Origin of the sequence: Numidum massiliense (genome assembly GCF_001375555.1) — a bacterium.
GTDB lineage: Bacteria > Bacillota > Bacilli > Thermoactinomycetales > Novibacillaceae > Numidum > Numidum massiliense.
In genome coordinates, this window is sequence record NZ_CTDZ01000009.1 from 2633061 (window position 1) to 2649496 (window position 16436).

A 16436-nucleotide genomic window follows, 5' to 3' on the forward strand; every position below is an offset into this window, starting at 1 on the left:
GGGTCAACCCGTATGCAAGCGAGTTAAAAAAACCATATCCATGCGTGTGTATTGGGTCAACCTTTGCCCACGATCGCTAGGTCAACCCGTTCACATGTTATAACTTCGTATGGCAGAGGCACAATTTTAACTTCGTATGGCAGAAGCACAATATCGTGACGTCATAATGTCGTTACGTACATATTCAATTGTTATGCAAAAATACAATCGCGTACGCGTTGACATCTCGTCCGCCAGCCATCGCGTCTACGATTCCTACCACCTTCTTAGCAACCCACACCGTTACAGCAACTCCGTGTAAAAACGGCAGCGGTCCCCGCGGACAATCGAACGGCAAAACTCGACAGGGCGACCACTTGCATCGTAGGCGATGCGATCGAGCAGTAACGCAGGATAGCCTTCCGCAACTTGTAAATAGGTGCTTTCGTAGTCGCGCACTAACACCGGTTCAAATATTTCTTTCGCCTTCGTCACCGTAATCTCGTACTTTTGCTCCAATAAGTCGTACAAAGAGGTCTTTTCTAGTTCCTCTTGGGAGATGTTTGGCGCGAGTTGTTGTGGGATATAGGATGTTTCCAGTATAATCGGTTCCTCGTCCGCACAGCGGAGCCGCCTAAGTGCGATCACCGCTGTTTGTTCCGGGATTTGTAAGTGTTTGGCCACACTCCGTTTGGCTGCGAGTTGCTCGACACTTATAATGATATCTTTCGGGGTCAACCCTTGGGCGCGAATGACTTTGCTAAAGCTGTAAAAGCCGGACAGCGACTGCTCTAACTTCGGAGTCGACACGAACGTCCCTTTTCCTTGCACCCGTTTGAGTAGCCCTTCGGTTACTAAATCGTCCAGCGCCTTTTTGACCGTATTGCGGCTAATGTTGTAATGTTTTAACAGCTGATTTTCCGAAGGGATCATCTCCCCCGGCTTCCAGACGCCCGATTCGATATTCTCTCGTAAAATATCTTTCAATTGATGATAAAGCGGTATGACGCTATCGTAATCTAACTGCTTTTGCAACGCGGGATCCTCCTTGTACTACGTATACATATTCCTTCGTTCCGTCGTTCCTTCGTTCATTTTAAGAAAGTTGATTTAAGAAAACGTGTATTATTGGCACCGTTGTTGTTTACTGATGTTGCCCACCATTGTTGGCTTAATGGGTTCATTTCATGCGCCGAGGGAAGCCACCCCCAGCTGTGCGCTTCTCGATCCCTAGTTAAGCGAGACGCTCAATAATCGTCGCATTGGCCATTCCATACCCTTCGCACATCGTTTGCAAGCCGTAACGTCCGCCCGTCCGTTCCAGTTCGTGCATTAACGTCGCCATGAGTCGGGCCCCGCTCGCGCCGAGTGGATGGCCTAACGCAATCGCGCCCCCGTTCGGATTCACTTTACGGACATCCGCACCTGTCTCCGCAAGCCACGCCAAAACGACAGAAGCAAAAGCTTCGTTCACTTCAAACAGGTCAATATCCTCGAGGCGTAGCCCCGCTTTTTTTAACACGTGAGCGGTAGCAGGAATCGGACCGGTCAGCATGAGCGTTGGATCGGAACCGACAACTGTCCGCGCTAATACGCGAAAGCGCGGTTTTAAGCCGAGTGCTCCTGCTTTTTCTCGCGACATTAGCAACAACGCGGCTGCCCCGTCGCTAATTTGGCTCGCGTTCCCAGCGTGAACCGTGCCGTCTGCTTGGAACACCGGCTGTAGGTTAGCGAGTTTTTCCAAGGTTGTATCTGGTCGCGGCCCTTCATCAGTCGCGACGACCGTTTTTTCTCCATCCGGCTGTCCCACTTCTAGGGGCATCACTTCTCGTTCGAAGCGACCGTCCTTTTGGGCGGCAACTGCCTTTTCATGGCTGTGAAGCGACCATTCGTCCAACTGCTGGCGGTTAAAACCCCATTTTTCTGCGATTCGTTCGGCCGATACCCCTTGGTGGACGATTTCATACTGTGACGTGAGCGATTCGCTAAACGCGATCCCTTCCCGATTCGAGCCGATCGGCACGCGGGACATACTTTCCACGCCGCCAGCAACGACCACGTCCATGTCGCCACTTAAAATTGCCTGTGCTGCAAAATGGACCGCTTGCTGACTTGAACCGCACTGGCGGTCAATCGTCGTCCCTGGAACATTTACCGGGAAACCTGCGATCAGCGCCGCCATGCGCGCAATATTAAACGACTGTTCTCCGACTTGTGACACGCAACCGAATATGACATCGTCGATCATTTCCGGGGAAATGCCTGTTCGCTGTACGAGCTCTCGCAGCGGCGCGGCTGCCAGATCTTCTGCCCGCACTCCGGACAACGCCCCGTTTCGCCTGCCCACTGGTGTCCGCACGGCCTCAACAATGACAACTTCACGCATCGCCCTCTCCCTTTCCCCCTATAAATAGTCCTATCCCTTACGGTAACATCCTAATAGTCCCTTCATCGTACGTTATTGTCCCTTAATCGTACTTACTTTTTAGCGGTGCGATGTCTTTCCTCATGCGACTCCTCTCACGCTTAATTTTACCATATTCGCACGAGCAGTGCCGCCTTTCAAAGTAGCGGCACAAGTAGTACTCCTGCGAGTTCGTTATTAGCTTACGTTCGCTTATTGTCCCGAGCCTCGTGCTACTAAATGTTATCGTTGTAGTTGCGCACGTCTCTGTTTGGCAAAAAGGGCACTTCCGACAACCCCTGCAACGCCCTGTAGCTGGGCGACGCGAATGGACAAATTATCCCAGTAAACAGGCAATACATACGCCTTTAGTGTTTCGCGCACTGGTTGCAGTAACCGTTCGCCAGCAGCTGCCAATCCGCCGCCGATGACGATGACGTCGGGACTGAACAGCATAACCGCATAAGACAGTGCTCTCCCTAACTGTGTCCCAGCGTGCACAAACACTTGCTTAGCCAGTTCGTCCCCACGGTCATACGCAACGGACACGTCACGAGCCGTCAACCTTTCGGGCGCTTCGGCAAACGATTGCTGTAATAGACTCGATTGTCCACTCCCTAGCCCACTTGTCAACCTTTCCCGGGCTAGACGCACAATGCCTGTCGCCGAAGCGACTGTTTCTAAGCAGCCGTGCAGCCCGCAGTTGCAAGGTGCCGTTTCCCCTTCCATGCGAATGTGCCCCAACTCTCCAGCCATGAAACGGTTGCCGTAATACAGCTGTCCCCCGCTTACGACGGCAGCCGCAATGCCAGTTCCTAACGTCAGCCCGAGGACGTGAGCGCCGCCTTGCCCCGCCCCGTGCATCGCTTCACCGTACACGTACATACGCACATCGTTATCGATAAAGACAGGGATCCCCAGCTGGCGCTGCACCTTCTCCGCGACAGGTTCATCGCGCCAATGCAAATTGGCGGAAAATTGGCAGATGCCTCGTTGTGGGTCGACAAACCCGGGAACGCCGATCCCGACCGCCTGTACATCGTTTACGTGAAGAGCGTTTTCCTGCAACAATTGCCGCACCGCGTCCGCTATTTTGCTAATGATCGATTCACTGCCGCGCTCCGCCTCGGTCGACTGCTTTTTTTTGTCTAGTAGCTGTCCCGCGTCGTCGAGCAATCCGACCACGATATTCGTTCCCCCAACGTCTACCCCGACGAAATAACGCATGTTTGCTCCCCTTTGACATCCTTCATTTAACGCAAGTCGAAAGATAAAGTCGGAATAGTCACCATTTGGCCACCTGCACGCAGCGATTGCGTCGCCGCACATCCGGCAGCAACACTCATTCGCCCTGCCGGCGGCTTCAGTATAATGAAGGTGACTTCATTTTTGACATCCCAATATATGTATACCATTATTGGGTTGTTAGGCCAATAGACTGTAGTAATTAATTGACGTTTAAATAAAACAGCCTTAACGTGGAAAATAATCAATTTTCTTCGTCAACCATTATTCTCTTTTATTGTTACTTAAGGAGGATAAAGTCTTGAACAAGGCGTTCCTTGCGTGCTGGAAGTTCAATTTCCCCCTTTTTATCCCAAGAACGTGTGTCGTAAACGCAAATAATCCCACCCAGTTCGTCACTGTGCAACTGGGTTATTGTATAGAAGTATTCGTCTTTAATGTGCGCTTTATGAATTGGATGTGCAACCTCTTTCGTATCGATAACCTTGAACGTACGTTTATCTAATATGGTGACTTTATCGAGACTAGCATAAGTAAGATATAGGTAGTCATCATCCTGTTTAATGAATTCTGGACATTCGTATGGTAACTTTATATAATTCACCTCCCAATTCCGTCGATCAACGACAGTAATTGCTTTAGTCCCATCTTGAACAGAAGTGAGAAGTATTTTGTCATTAACGATTTGTATGTCGTACGTATTATAATAATCTAAATATATTTCTTTCACGACTTTCCGACGCTTACGTTCTATAACGTACATGACGGGAGGAGTTCTATCAGCGAAAGCGTAAACATATTTTTCGTCCAGATTTGCTGATCCTAAAATACCATCCAATTCAATATCAGTGACTCGCTCACCTTCTGTAATTCTCAATGTGCCACTTTCAAGTTCGGTATTGTACAAAGTAATGAGTACGCCGTCTTTTTCCTTGACGTATAATGGATAGTCTAATGAATCAACCTTAGTAATTTTCCCTTTATCATTAATAACAGCAAGCTTATCCCCAAACTGGATAGGGAGAATTAACTCCCCCTTATTGTTTTTCTCGATATGGAAAATACTCGCATCATTAATGACTGACGAAGAAGTCATTGCCCCGTCCGCTCCGAATACGATAAACTCGCTATGATTATTTAACGCATCGGTATAAACAACTCCGTATTCTCCATTTTTCAAATCTAGATCTTGAAACTGACAAGAGGTGGTCATAACTGAAAAGAAAATCAGGAAAGCTATAGTAATAACATTTTGAAAGTTCATCATAGGACTCGCTCCTCTGTGGAAAAATAAGGACGGCGGAGATGCTAGTCCCCGCCAACTGAATAGTTTATTAACCTTGAGAGTAATAAGCCGCTGTTAACGGCGATTTAATGAGGTCGACGGGCCAGACAGCACCACCGTTGTAGTTAAGGTCAAACCCTCTATTATAATAAGCTCTCCACACGAGCTGTGAACAGTAAAAGCTATTAACTGTTTTCACATTCCAAAAATTATAATTGTAGGGTTTTCCAATTTTCCCCCTAGCATATGACGCCGCGTACGTCACATCTCCTCCAGTCGATTTCCTAACTCCTAAGGCTTTAACCTTCTTATATCTATTCTTCCAATTATTAGGCCAATGCCTAACACCATTGTTGCTCTTTCCCTTATTTCCAAACGACTCGACTACCTTCCCGGGTACTTCCGAAACAATACCAGCATGCCCACCAACCCAAGCGGAGGAGCCCGAGCTACTACCTGAAAGGGTTACGAGAATATCTCCCTTAGAGCCGATCGAGCCAGAACCTTGAGGAGAAACCATGTCAAGATTGAAAGAACGCCCTTGAGCGTCAAACATCTTTTTCACTTCTTCGACGTCGATAGTGTTATTCCAATGATCCAACATTTCCTTCGTATCCTGCTTGCCACGTTCAACTTCTTGTTCTTGCTTTGCGGTTAAAGCTAGTTCGTGGTCTGCTGCGAAACCAACCATACTTCCAGAAAAGATCAAAACGACCAGGATCAACAAAACGGTAGACTTCCTCAAAACCGCCATGAAAACGCCTCCTTTAATCTTGAAGATAGTAATATATATATATTACATATGCTCGTCAAGGAGTCAACAACATTTTAAAAAGAATTTGTAGTTTAATTTACTCTTGATTTACTCTAGTCAACTGCAAACCTTTATATTACTAATGGATCCGTAAACACCGATGGCCGCGATGTCACTGCCATGACGTGCCACAACATCCGTCGCTGCAATTTCCCGGCAAGCTGCAACTGATCCTCTCTAGAAGTCGCGCACGGATATGCTCATACTGTTATTTTTAACACCTACTCTGTATGTCATGACTAGTTTCACCTATTATAACAGACAGACTTATGTTGTTATAGTCACGTAGTGACAGCCCCCACTGTAATAGCCACGTTGTAACAGCCACGTTCTAATAGCTTCGTGCACCCGTATACCTTAAGCTTCAAATACAAAAGTGGCAGTTACGCCGTTAACGTGACGCAAACTGCCAACAACATACTCGCGGTTCGCGGTTGCAATCGGGAGAGTGGCAAGATTGGGCAGTGTCAAACGCCTCAAGCACCCTCCCCTGTTTCACCTAGCAAATGTTCCCACCGCAAATAGTGCGAAGTGACGCGCAGCAAGTGAAACAACGAGGAGCGGAGTTCAAACTCCTCCCGCGTCACTGGGAGCTCGCCTTGACGAAAGTGGTCGTATAAATCGGCGAATGCCTCCATTAACTCGCCGCATGGCGCCGATAACTCCTCGTCTTTCGTCGGTGACTTTCCCTTTGAAGTCAATCGCTCCTCATCTGCTGCCGACGACTCCGCACCTCGCACCGATCGCCCGCCATCTGCTGCCGCCTCCGCCCTTGCGGCTACTTTATCTATAAACGCGGCAACTAACTCACTGTTAGGCACGCTATCATGAATCGTCTGCAAAATATTAACCATCCGCTCCAACTCATAAAACTGCTGGCGACGAATGTCCAAATAGTCACAGTAATCTTCTTGGCAATTCCGTTTGCGCAGGAAAAAATCGTTCTCCTTATCCAACTGTGCCACCCGTTTCGCATCGCGCAGCAGTTCGCGTGCACTCTCCAATTCCGCTGTCAAATCGTTAGCATCGCCCTCTCCTCGATTTCCCGTACGCACGCGGTCAGCAACTTGACGTAAAATCGCAGCGTACATCGCTTCGATCTTCTGTTGATAGCCTTGCAGCTTGCCGCTCATGTCGGGCATAAACACGTTAAACGTAAGCGCCACAAAACAACCGACGATCACGAGCAGCATTTCATTGACAAAAATTTCCCACGTCAATTGTTCATAAGTGAACACATGTAAAATGAGCACAGCGGCAATAACGAGCCCTTCGCCCAACTTTAGCCATACAGAAAGAGGGATAAAAAACAAAAAGAACAAAATGAGCGCCGGTATATGATAACCGATTACCGTAAACAACAACCCGCTCCCGACGACGGCAATAAAACCTAAAAATACGCGGGCAACCGCACCAGAAATCGACCGCTTCAACGTCGGTTGAATTCCTAACATTGTAATAATTCCCGCGAGCGTATACGAATCGAGCTCTAATGCCCGCGCAAGCCACACTGCAACACCTGTACCAACCGCCGTTTTAATCGTTCGGTAGCCGATCCTCACCTTAAACATCGTTCCCTTCCCATATATACAAGAAAATAGTTCCCTTTTTTATCTTAAAAATAAAAATATTCCCCCAATAACTTTCAAGTCGTTTCCCATCGTCGTCCTTGCAGAGTCCCCGGATATGTTACTCTTATATCAATTATAATGGATGTAACCGAGCATGATCGAAAAAAACAGTGAACGTCGATAAAACTTCACTCTTTATACTTCGTAATGACACTATTTCCGTCCCACACGTGCCCTAAACGTAGAAAAAGTGACAGAGGTATTAAAGAAAAGTTGGCAAATCGAAGGAGCAGGGGAAAAGGGTTAAAGGTTAACAGGAACAATGGAAATGGGAGTATGATTAGCTGTCCACAAAGTACTTTTGTAACGAGACGAACAAAAAGTAATCGGCGCTAGTGCAATCACTGACCCTGTAGCGATCAACCGCGTATTGGACGTAAACGTCCCTTCCAATTTGTACAACCCTAACGTTAACGGGTACATACTCGAATCGTCCAACACTAACAACGGCCACAAGAAGTTGTTCCAAGCGCCGACAAAGCTGCCGATGGCCAGCGTCACTAACGTCGGCTTCACCATCGGCAACAAAATGTGCATCACGTTCGCACTATCAATAAAAGCGGACTCCTCAATTTCCCGGGGAATTTCCGACAAGCAAACTAACGTTACACTAGCGTTAAGCACTAACGTTCCTCCACCATTCAGACTACGCTTCGGTCGATCAACAGCTCGGAGCCGGACAGCTTAACACAATCACTACACGAAATGACCGAAACAGCAGCGAACGAAACCGCCAATTGAACCTGTGGTGCACACCTATGGCCACACCTGTGGCACGTTAACAACCAGAGACGGTCGCTACGATCGACTAACGTTCAGCGGGAATAGGGTCCTCCCCTACAATTTTCACTTCCGTTTCCAATTCGACGCCGAACGTCTCCTTTACCGTTCGCTGGACAATCTTAATGAGCGATATGTAATCCGTTGCCGTGGCGCCGTCTTTATTAACGATGAATCCCGCGTGCTTGCGCGAAACTTCCGCGCCGCCGACGCGCGTCCCCTGCAGTCCGCTATCTTGGATTAACTTCCCGGCAAAATACCCTGGTGGACGCTTAAACACACTGCCGCATGACGGGTATTCGAGTGGCTGCTTTTCCTCCCTGCGCTGCGTCAAATCGTCCATGACACTTTTTATGGAGTCGTAATCGCCTTTTTGTAATTGAAACGTCGCTTGTAGCACCGTATACTTTTTCTTCGGAATTACACTCGTGCGATACCCTAACTGTAAATCGTCTTTAAGTAACGTGACCAGTTCGCCCTCTTCACTAACGACGACGACACTGTCGATGACGTCTTTTATTTCACCGCCGTACGCGCCAGCGTTCATGACGAGTGCCCCGCCGATGGAACCTGGAATACCACAGGCAAATTCCAACCCTGTCAAGCAGTTCTGTAATGCAGCTTTGGAAGCGTCGCGAATGTCGATGCCACTTTGCACAGTCATTCTGTCTCCCTCGACCGTCAGTTCGTTGAGCTTCTTCAAACTCATGACGATACCGCGGATGCCACCGTCTTTAACGATAACGTTTGAACCGTTTCCGAGCGACATGAGCGGTATGCGCTCTTCGGCAGCAAACGCGACGAGCTGCTGGGCGGCGGCGATCGTCGTCGGGGTGACGAAATAGTCAGCGACACCCCCGAGCCGCGTCATCGTATAGTTGTGTAGCGGCTCATCCGTCAATACATTCTCTTCTGCGACGATTTCTTGCAATTTATTTAAAATTATGTTTCTATCAGTCATTGAACTCACTCTTCTTCATACGTTTTTTTTGGAGAACTGTACTACGGGATTGTTCTATGACATAGTATATATGTTCCTGCTACAATCGTCCACGCGTGCACGCGATGACGGAATGAGCAACTTACGTTTTATGAGCGTTTCGTGAACGTCTATCCCATGGCATCCGAGTCGACCACAGCTACGATCACTGTTTAGCTGCAATCCACGCTGGCAAAACGGTAGCGATCGGTGGTGAAGTGACTACCTATCCCGCCAAAAAAAGTTCCGATCTTCGGTCGAATAAACTGTCTGAATCGCCGGGAGTCGTCGGCAAACGAAAAAAGGCCGGCGTTGGTAGCCGACCTTTTGCATGCACATGAGCGATCATTGCGTAGTCTCCCGCAAAAAAGTCGGCATCCCCGCGAATTTATGTATTATAACACGCGTTGATTTTACTGCTTTACAACCATATACTTAAATGCGAGACTTCGAAGCGGTATGTGCCTATTTTCACTATGGGATCTTTGTAGGAGGTCATCTTTTGAAACGATCGGTCTTACTTACGTGGTGCACCGTACTCGTCCTCGCGTTCTGTTCGGGATGCAACGCGTCGCCTGCAGACACTGCAGGAAAGCCCGTTCAGACACATAAAACGGAGACGGATAAAACGGAGACGGATAAAGCGCATAAAGCGCAAGGAACAGAAGGAGCAACTGCCGACAAACAACGCACAACAGAAAGGCAACCAGAAAAACGAGGCTCACAGGCTACACACGACACCCAAACTCGGCCATCATCTATTCCTAAGGAAGGCGACTTCATCGCGGCTCCAGTGACGCGCGTCGTCGACGGCGATACGATCAAAGTCGATTTAGATGGTCGGGTGGAAACGGTCAGATTCGTTCTCATCGATACGCCGGAGACGGTTCACCCGTCCAAACCAGTCGAACCGTTCGGTCCGGAGGCATCGGACTTTACGAAAAAAATGCTAGAAGGACAAACGGTCGAACTCGAATTAGACGCACAAGAACGCGACCGATATGGCCGGCTGCTTGCTTACATATGGCTCGGCGATCAACTGTTTAACGAGACGCTACTCGAGAAAGGCTTGGCGCGCGTCGCCGTGTTCCCGCCAAACGTCAAATACGTCGACGAGTTCCGCGCCGTACAAAAAAAGGCACAGCGAGAAGGTGTCGGCATTTGGTCGCTGGAGGACTACGCCGCGGAGGAAAGCAACCCTTCAGGCGGAACGACGGGAGCGCCACAGTCGAAGCATTCCAAGCATTCCACGCACGCGCACGCCAAGCAGGACCAGTCGCATCGTCAAACTGGTGAACGGACTGAGCATCATCACTCACACTCCCAGCGGCAACAAGCTGCATCGAAAGACAGTACGGGCTGTGCCGATCCGCAAGTGAAAGGAAATATTAACAGTCGCGGTGAAAAAATATACCACGTACCCGGAGGGGCGTATTACGATCGCACCATTCCGGAAGATTGGTTCTGTACAGAAGCAGACGCCGAAGCAGCAGGGTTTAGACCTTCGATGCGCTAAGTACTAACAGAAGAAACCCCCTGCAAAAAAGACAGAGTCCATCGCTGCGAGCGTCATCGCCGTTTTTATGAGTACGATATCGGCGCGGTGGCTGTCGATCCCCACCTGTCGCGGCTCGATACCGGGCCGTCGCAAAAGATTCGCGTGTTGCTTTTCTGTACACATCTGCTTCATTCGCTCACATTCCTAAGTAAGATGTCCTTTTATATAAAGGCGCAATTTCCCGCTCTCGGGGTCAGTGTCAATGTCTGCTTCGACACGAAACACGTCGTTCAACATCGTTTGTGTGATGACGCTTTCTGGCGCGCCTTGCGCATAAATTCGCCCATCGTACAAGACGATGATTTCATCGGCATAAGCAGCGGCGTGATTCAAGTCGTGCAACACCATGAGCACCGTGACCCCGCGCTCCTGATTGAGCTTGGCGACAACGTCCAGCACTTCCAACTGATGCGCCACGTCCAAATATGTCGTCGGCTCATCGAGACATAACAGTTGCGGCTGTTGCGCGAGCGCCATCGCTAGCCACGCCCTCTGCTGCTCGCCCCCGGACAAAACAGCCACCCGGCGATCGGCCAAATGGCTAATGCGCGTCTCGGCCATCGCCCACTGAACGATGTGGTGATCGTCATCGTCCAACCGCTGCCACATCCGTTTGTGCGGCATACGGCCGTATGCGACTAATTGCCACACCGTCACCTCGGCCCGCTCCGTCTGCTGCGCTAACACCCCCATCGTTTGTGCCACTTTTTTAACGGGTATGCGGTAAACGTCCTCCCCGGCTAGGGTCACCTCTCCGCGCCTAGGCGCAAGCTGTCGCATTAAAATACTCAGCAACGTACTTTTTCCGCTGCCGTTCGGGCCGATCAGTGCGTATACTTTCCCTTCTTCGATCCGTACATCTACCTCTTCAAGCACCGTTTTATCGTAAAACGAGTGATGTACCCGTTCCGCCTGTAGCAAACTCATGCGATCACCTCTCTAACTAACAGTGCCCCACGCTGCTCGCTTCCTCAGTCATACCGGCAACGCAGCCAATCGCGTCGGTCGTAGGCGAAACCGGCCTCCACGATCAATGGCAGACGTAACGCCGCTCGCGCCGACGATCAATTGTCGAAGCACGTGACTCGTCTTCTCGGTTAATTAGCTGGCCGATTTATATGGATCGCCTCCTCAGTAAATAGAGAAAGAACGGCGCCCCGAGCGCTCCCATTATCACGCCGACGGGCATTTCCACTGGCGCGAACATAAGGCGTGCCAACGTATCACACCCCGTCACCACAGCGCTTCCGAGCAGCGCCGATGCGGGGAGTAGCGTCCGATAATCATTTCCGACGAGGAGCCGCGCCATGTGCGGGACGATCAGGCCGACGAATCCGAGCAAGCCTACCACACTTACCGCACTAGCGGCGAGTAACGTCGCTGTCGCCGTCATCGAGAGACGCGTCAGCTCCACGCGCGTTCCTAAACTTTTCGCTGTTCGGTCGCCGAGCACTAGCAGATTCATTTTTCGCGCGCCGAGAAGCGCCACCGTCAGCCCGAAGAGTGTATAAGGTAAAATCGTCGTGACTTGCGGCCAGCTACGCGCCGCCAATCCGCCGACCAAAAAATCAATCGTGCCGTGTAACCGATCGCTGTAAAACACCATTAACGTCGAAATACCTGCGCCGAAAAAGGCAGAAACAGCGACACCAGCTAAAATGATGCGCGCTGGCACAATACCGTTTTTCCACGCCAAACCATATATAATGGCAGCGGCTGTCGTCGCCCCGACGAAAGCGACGGGAGTCAACAAATGCGGCAAATGGGGGAACAAAATGAGGACGATCATCCCAAACAGCCCCGCACCGCTAGAGACGCCAATAATGTACGGATCGGCCAACGGATTGCGCATCACGCCTTGTAACAAAGCGCCCGCAACAGCTAAATTCGTCCCCACTAAAGCCGCGACGAGCGTACGCGGCAGACGGATATTCCAAATAATGTCGCGCATCTCCCCCGCCTGTTCCAAACCGAGAATATAGCGCCACGTCTCCGGCCACGGAACGTTCACCGCGCCACTGTGCACGCTAAAAGCGACCGCCGCCACAGCAGCAACGGCAAGCGCAAGCAGCACCGCCACTTGCCAACTGAGGCGCTCTTGCAGCGCCTTTACTTTGAACAGCCGGTCTAACATGTGCCGCCCACTTACTTTTGCAGTCTGCATCATGACCTCCCCATAGTTCTCGTCTCGATCCGTACCTCTTCCTTCACAATTTCCCCATCCGTATCTTTACACCGTTACCCTTACAATTTAAACCATCCATACCTCTAGATGCTTTTTAAATCACCCGTTTCGCAATCTACCTCCGACGGCAACTCCCTAACCGCTCAGCCACATCTCTTTAACGTTTTTCCTTCCTAAAAATGTGTGGATAAACAATCCGCGCCATATACGCCATCGACTCGTCGTAGGCAAAACCCGGGTTCGTTAAAAATTTGTCGGACGGGATGACGACAGCCCGCTTGTTCTGCACCGCTTTTAACGAGGCCCACGCCGGATTACCTTCCAACTCTTCTTTTACTTTCTTCATCCCGACTTCCGCCGCGCCGTGTACCGTAATAAAAATGAAGTCCGGCTGCGCTTCCACGAGCTTTTCCATACTGTACGGCGCCGAAGTCTGACTGTCCGGGCTCGGGTCCATCTGTTTCGCCACATTGTCCATCTGTAACAAGTCGCCTATTTCGAGGGCTGTCGTATTAGCCCGCTGAATTGAGACGTTTTTTGGACTGACATTTAGGACGACGAACGAAGGTCGTTCCCCTTTAGTCAATTTCCCGGCAAGTTCCTGCATGCCTTTTTCCGTCCGCGCGACCTCCTCTACCGCCTTTGCTTCATTACCGACGATTTTCCCTAAAAGCTCTGCCTTCTCCTTCACATCGTCGAAAGCGCGCATTTGTAACAGTGCGAACGGAATGTCGTTACTTGCCATAACATCAGACAACTTCGTGTGGAAGGAAGGCGCGCCGATGACGAGGTCGGGTTTTAGTGCCGTTAACTGTTCGACGTTAATTTGATTGATCGTTCCTAGCTGCTGCACGTGCTCAGCTTCCGGCGGCACTTGGATCGAACTCGTCGTCATGCGTCCGACAGCCTCCCCGCCGAGCGCGTAGAGCATCTTTAAAAATTCCGGTGTAATGACGACAATCCGCTTCGGTTGCCGCACGAGAGTCACCGTCTTCTTCGCATCATCCGTAAACGTTAAAAACGGCTCCTCTCCTTTCTTCTTATTTACCGTTGCGACTGTCTCCCCTTTTTCCTGCTGCTCATATGTATCCGACGTACCGCAAGCTACCACTAGGATCGTGCACAAAAGCAAAAGCACTACCGTAAGACAGCGTCGATTCATCCAGTATTTTTCACAATGTATGACACGATCGCCCCCAGACTGTTTCCTGCGGCGTGTGACACGATCGTCCCCGAAAAGTTTGCCGCGATGTATGACAGGTTCTTTCCACTGTTTTTCGCTCACGTTTTACCCCCCCTTTTTTTAAATCGTAATTGTTACTATTTAAATCGTAGCCCATTTCCTTGTATAAGTCAATAATCATTCTCAAACAAGTATGTAAAACCACGTTAAACACTTAATAATACGTAAATTAATGACCGAAATATGTATATATATCCGCCTGTCCCTTACGCTAAAGAAAACTAGTAAATAGTAACTAATACTATTTATATAAACAAACGACACCTTAAAGAACGTGAACCGAACAATAACAAAAACTTGATTTTCATTGTAAACTAAAATAATGTTTAGGTTGACAATTAGTCTGAGTAAAAATTATGCTGTTGATTAAGCTGTTGGAGGAGTGACATTCGCAACCGCATTGACCGAAAAATGTTAACTGAAGGAGAAGATCGTTAATGAACCAATTGGCAACGTCTGTCAACTGGACGGACTTCGCAAACAAAGCATTGGCCGGGGACGTACTATCTCCCGAAGAAGCGCTCACCGTGTTACAGGCGGACGACGACGAGATCTTGCCGCTCTTAAACGCCGCCTACTGCGTGCGCAAACAGTACTACGGGAAAAAAGTAAAGCTGAACATGATCATCAACGCGAAAAGCGGGCTATGTCCGGAAGATTGCGGCTACTGTTCACAGTCGATCGTCTCGAATGCGCCAATCGAGAAGTACACGATGCTAGACAAAGACACTCTGCTAGCAGGGGCAAAAGAAGCACTAAACCGCAAAGCTGGCACGTACTGCATCGTCGCTTCGGGACGTGGCCCAACCTGCCGCGAACTAGAGCAAGTGATCGATGCTGTAAAAGAGATTCGCGCGACGATGCCGCTAAAAATATGTGCCTGTCTCGGCCTATTAAACGAAGAACAAGCGTCGCGGTTAGCGGAAGCGGGCGTTCACCGTTACAACCACAATGTGAACACGAGCCGTTCGCATTACAGTCATATTACAACGACCCACTCGTACGACCAACGCGTGGAAACAGTAAACGCAGTTAAACGAGCAGGGATGTCTCCTTGCTCCGGGGTGATTGTCGGGATGGGGGAAAGTGACGCAGAAGTTGTGGAGATGGCATACGCCCTACGCGAATTAGACGCCGATTCCGTCCCGATCAATTTTCTAAACGCGATCCCAGGGACACCGCTAGAAGACTACGGCCGTACACCCGCCTTACGCGGACTGAAAGTGCTCTCGCTATTCCGGTTTATTTGTCCGACGAAGGAAATTCGCATCGCTGGCGGACGCGAGGTGAACTTGCGCACATTGCAGCCACTCGCGTTGTACGCCGCCAACTCTATTTTCGTCGGCGATTATTTGACGACACCCGGACAGGAAATGACAGGCGATTATCGAATGATTGAAGATCTCGGATTTGAAATCGAACGTTGTGCCTTGTAGAAGCTCCTTACAGGGGTGAACGATTGACGGCAAATAAAAAAACGCCCTGGACGGACGCAGAACTAAAAACTACTCTCTTTCAAACTGTCAGTGGTACCCCCGGCGGGAGTCGAACCCGCACTCCTTTCGTAAGCGTAGGCTAGGGGAAACGCGCTTCCCTACGGAATTTCACCGACAGGAATTTCACCTGTCTCAGCTGTTTTTGCTTTTCGGTGCTTCTGCAACCCTCGCCTTGCGACCCGGTACCCAACGTTTTCCGGCGCTCTTCCCTTCTAGAGCTACGGGGGCATAATGTATGTTAAATCAACGTTCGCTAAAGCTATAATTCCAACGTTCCCTAAAGCTATGATCCTTGACTAGCCCCCGCCTAGCTAGTCAAGAAATGGCGGACGACTAAAAAAGACGACCAGCACACGACTGGTCGTCCTCCGGTAAACTTACTTAACGCCAGCGTCACGATCGACATCGTTTGCCAACACGGCAGTCGCGAGCGAATCCGCTACTCACTCTCCCGCGTGACTAAAGTGCATTTTAAGAATTTCGACCGAATCGCCGTCAATAAAAAACTTCGCGTTCGACGCGGTAAATTGAATCACCCGTTGGTCGGTGTCAAACGTCGTATCCCCCGTGTGCAATTCAAACGACTGACCTGAAGACGTTTGAATGATGATCTCTCCCCATTCATCTAATGCCTGCTTGACAAATTCCATTTTCATTGAAGAGCACCCTCCTTGGGATTATACAACAATTTTTAGTATATCAGGCATGTATAGGTGGTGTCAAAGCTTGTCACCTTTAAGTATGTGTCAAGCTTTACTCGACGACCTTACAGGATCAAGGATTTAAAGACCTAAATATGTCATTCCCTAACGTTCACTTGTTGTCCGCCCTTGAGGA

The 16436-nt window shown here is 49.7% G+C and carries 15 protein-coding genes; 2 read left to right on the top strand and 13 right to left on the bottom strand.

The window, feature by feature from the left end:
- Nucleotides 1-282: 282 nt before the first annotated feature.
- From BN1247_RS12345 to murB, 8 genes are all read right to left on the bottom strand, one after another.
- Complete coding sequence (locus tag BN1247_RS12345) at nt 283-1014, bottom strand: GntR family transcriptional regulator (protein ID WP_054950665.1); 732 nt, start codon at nt 1012-1014, stop codon at nt 283-285.
- 199 nt (nt 1015-1213) lie between these two features.
- Nucleotides 1214-2365 carry a thiolase family protein gene (locus BN1247_RS12350; RefSeq protein ID WP_054950666.1) on the bottom strand — a complete coding sequence of 384 codons (1152 nt, stop codon included), beginning with the start codon at nt 2363-2365 and terminating at the stop codon, nt 1214-1216.
- Between the two features lie 261 nt (nt 2366-2626).
- The gene (locus BN1247_RS12355; RefSeq protein WP_054950667.1) at nt 2627-3610 is read right to left on the bottom strand and encodes an ROK family protein; all 984 of its coding nucleotides are present in this window, start codon (nt 3608-3610) and stop codon (nt 2627-2629) included.
- A 298-nt stretch (nt 3611-3908) separates the two neighbouring features.
- Complete coding sequence (locus BN1247_RS12360; RefSeq protein ID WP_054950668.1) at nt 3909-4895, bottom strand: hypothetical protein; 987 nt, start codon at nt 4893-4895, stop codon at nt 3909-3911.
- A gap of 67 nt (nt 4896-4962) precedes the next feature.
- Nucleotides 4963-5667, bottom strand: a complete 705-nt coding sequence (locus BN1247_RS12365; protein ID WP_054950669.1) for a YiiX/YebB-like N1pC/P60 family cysteine hydrolase — start codon at nt 5665-5667, stop codon at nt 4963-4965.
- Nucleotides 5668-6203: 536 nt separating this feature from the next.
- Nucleotides 6204-7298, bottom strand: a complete 1095-nt coding sequence (locus tag BN1247_RS12370) for an aromatic acid exporter family protein (RefSeq protein WP_054950670.1) — start codon at nt 7296-7298, stop codon at nt 6204-6206.
- 303 nt (nt 7299-7601) lie between these two features.
- Complete coding sequence (locus BN1247_RS12375; RefSeq protein ID WP_054950671.1) at nt 7602-7982, bottom strand: ABC transporter permease subunit; 381 nt, start codon at nt 7980-7982, stop codon at nt 7602-7604.
- A gap of 184 nt (nt 7983-8166) precedes the next feature.
- Nucleotides 8167-9099, bottom strand: coding sequence for a UDP-N-acetylmuramate dehydrogenase (gene murB, locus BN1247_RS12380; RefSeq protein ID WP_054950672.1), 933 nt, complete (start codon nt 9097-9099; stop codon nt 8167-8169).
- 520 nt (nt 9100-9619) lie between these two features.
- Between murB and BN1247_RS12385 the strand changes: the two genes are divergently transcribed.
- Complete coding sequence (locus BN1247_RS12385) at nt 9620-10633, top strand: thermonuclease family protein (RefSeq protein WP_054950673.1); 1014 nt, start codon at nt 9620-9622, stop codon at nt 10631-10633.
- A gap of 3 nt (nt 10634-10636) precedes the next feature.
- On the opposite strand, the gene BN1247_RS17805 is transcribed toward BN1247_RS12385, so the two are convergent.
- The 4 genes from BN1247_RS17805 to BN1247_RS12400 all read right to left on the bottom strand — a co-directional run bounded on the left by BN1247_RS17805 (nt 10637) and on the right by BN1247_RS12400 (nt 14145).
- Nucleotides 10637-10807: a hypothetical protein gene (locus BN1247_RS17805; RefSeq protein ID WP_157360868.1), complete on the bottom strand. Its 171-nt coding sequence runs from the start codon at nt 10805-10807 to the stop codon at nt 10637-10639.
- A 12-nt stretch (nt 10808-10819) separates the two neighbouring features.
- Nucleotides 10820-11602 carry an ABC transporter ATP-binding protein gene (locus BN1247_RS12390; RefSeq protein ID WP_054950674.1) on the bottom strand — a complete coding sequence of 261 codons (783 nt, stop codon included), beginning with the start codon at nt 11600-11602 and terminating at the stop codon, nt 10820-10822.
- Between the two features lie 187 nt (nt 11603-11789).
- On the bottom strand, nt 11790-12839 hold the full coding sequence (locus tag BN1247_RS12395; RefSeq protein ID WP_231633276.1) for a FecCD family ABC transporter permease: 1050 nt from the start codon (nt 12837-12839) through the stop codon (nt 11790-11792).
- Nucleotides 12840-13017: 178 nt separating this feature from the next.
- Nucleotides 13018-14145 carry an ABC transporter substrate-binding protein gene (locus BN1247_RS12400; RefSeq protein WP_054950675.1) on the bottom strand — a complete coding sequence of 376 codons (1128 nt, stop codon included), beginning with the start codon at nt 14143-14145 and terminating at the stop codon, nt 13018-13020.
- Between the two features lie 395 nt (nt 14146-14540).
- Between BN1247_RS12400 and bioB the strand changes: the two genes are divergently transcribed.
- The gene (gene bioB / locus BN1247_RS12405; RefSeq protein ID WP_054950676.1) at nt 14541-15539 is read left to right on the top strand and encodes a biotin synthase BioB; all 999 of its coding nucleotides are present in this window, start codon (nt 14541-14543) and stop codon (nt 15537-15539) included.
- Between the two features lie 503 nt (nt 15540-16042).
- Here bioB and BN1247_RS12410 read toward each other — a convergent pair.
- Nucleotides 16043-16255, bottom strand: a complete 213-nt coding sequence (locus BN1247_RS12410) for a hypothetical protein (RefSeq protein WP_054950677.1) — start codon at nt 16253-16255, stop codon at nt 16043-16045.
- Between the last annotated feature and the right edge of the window lie 181 nt (nt 16256-16436).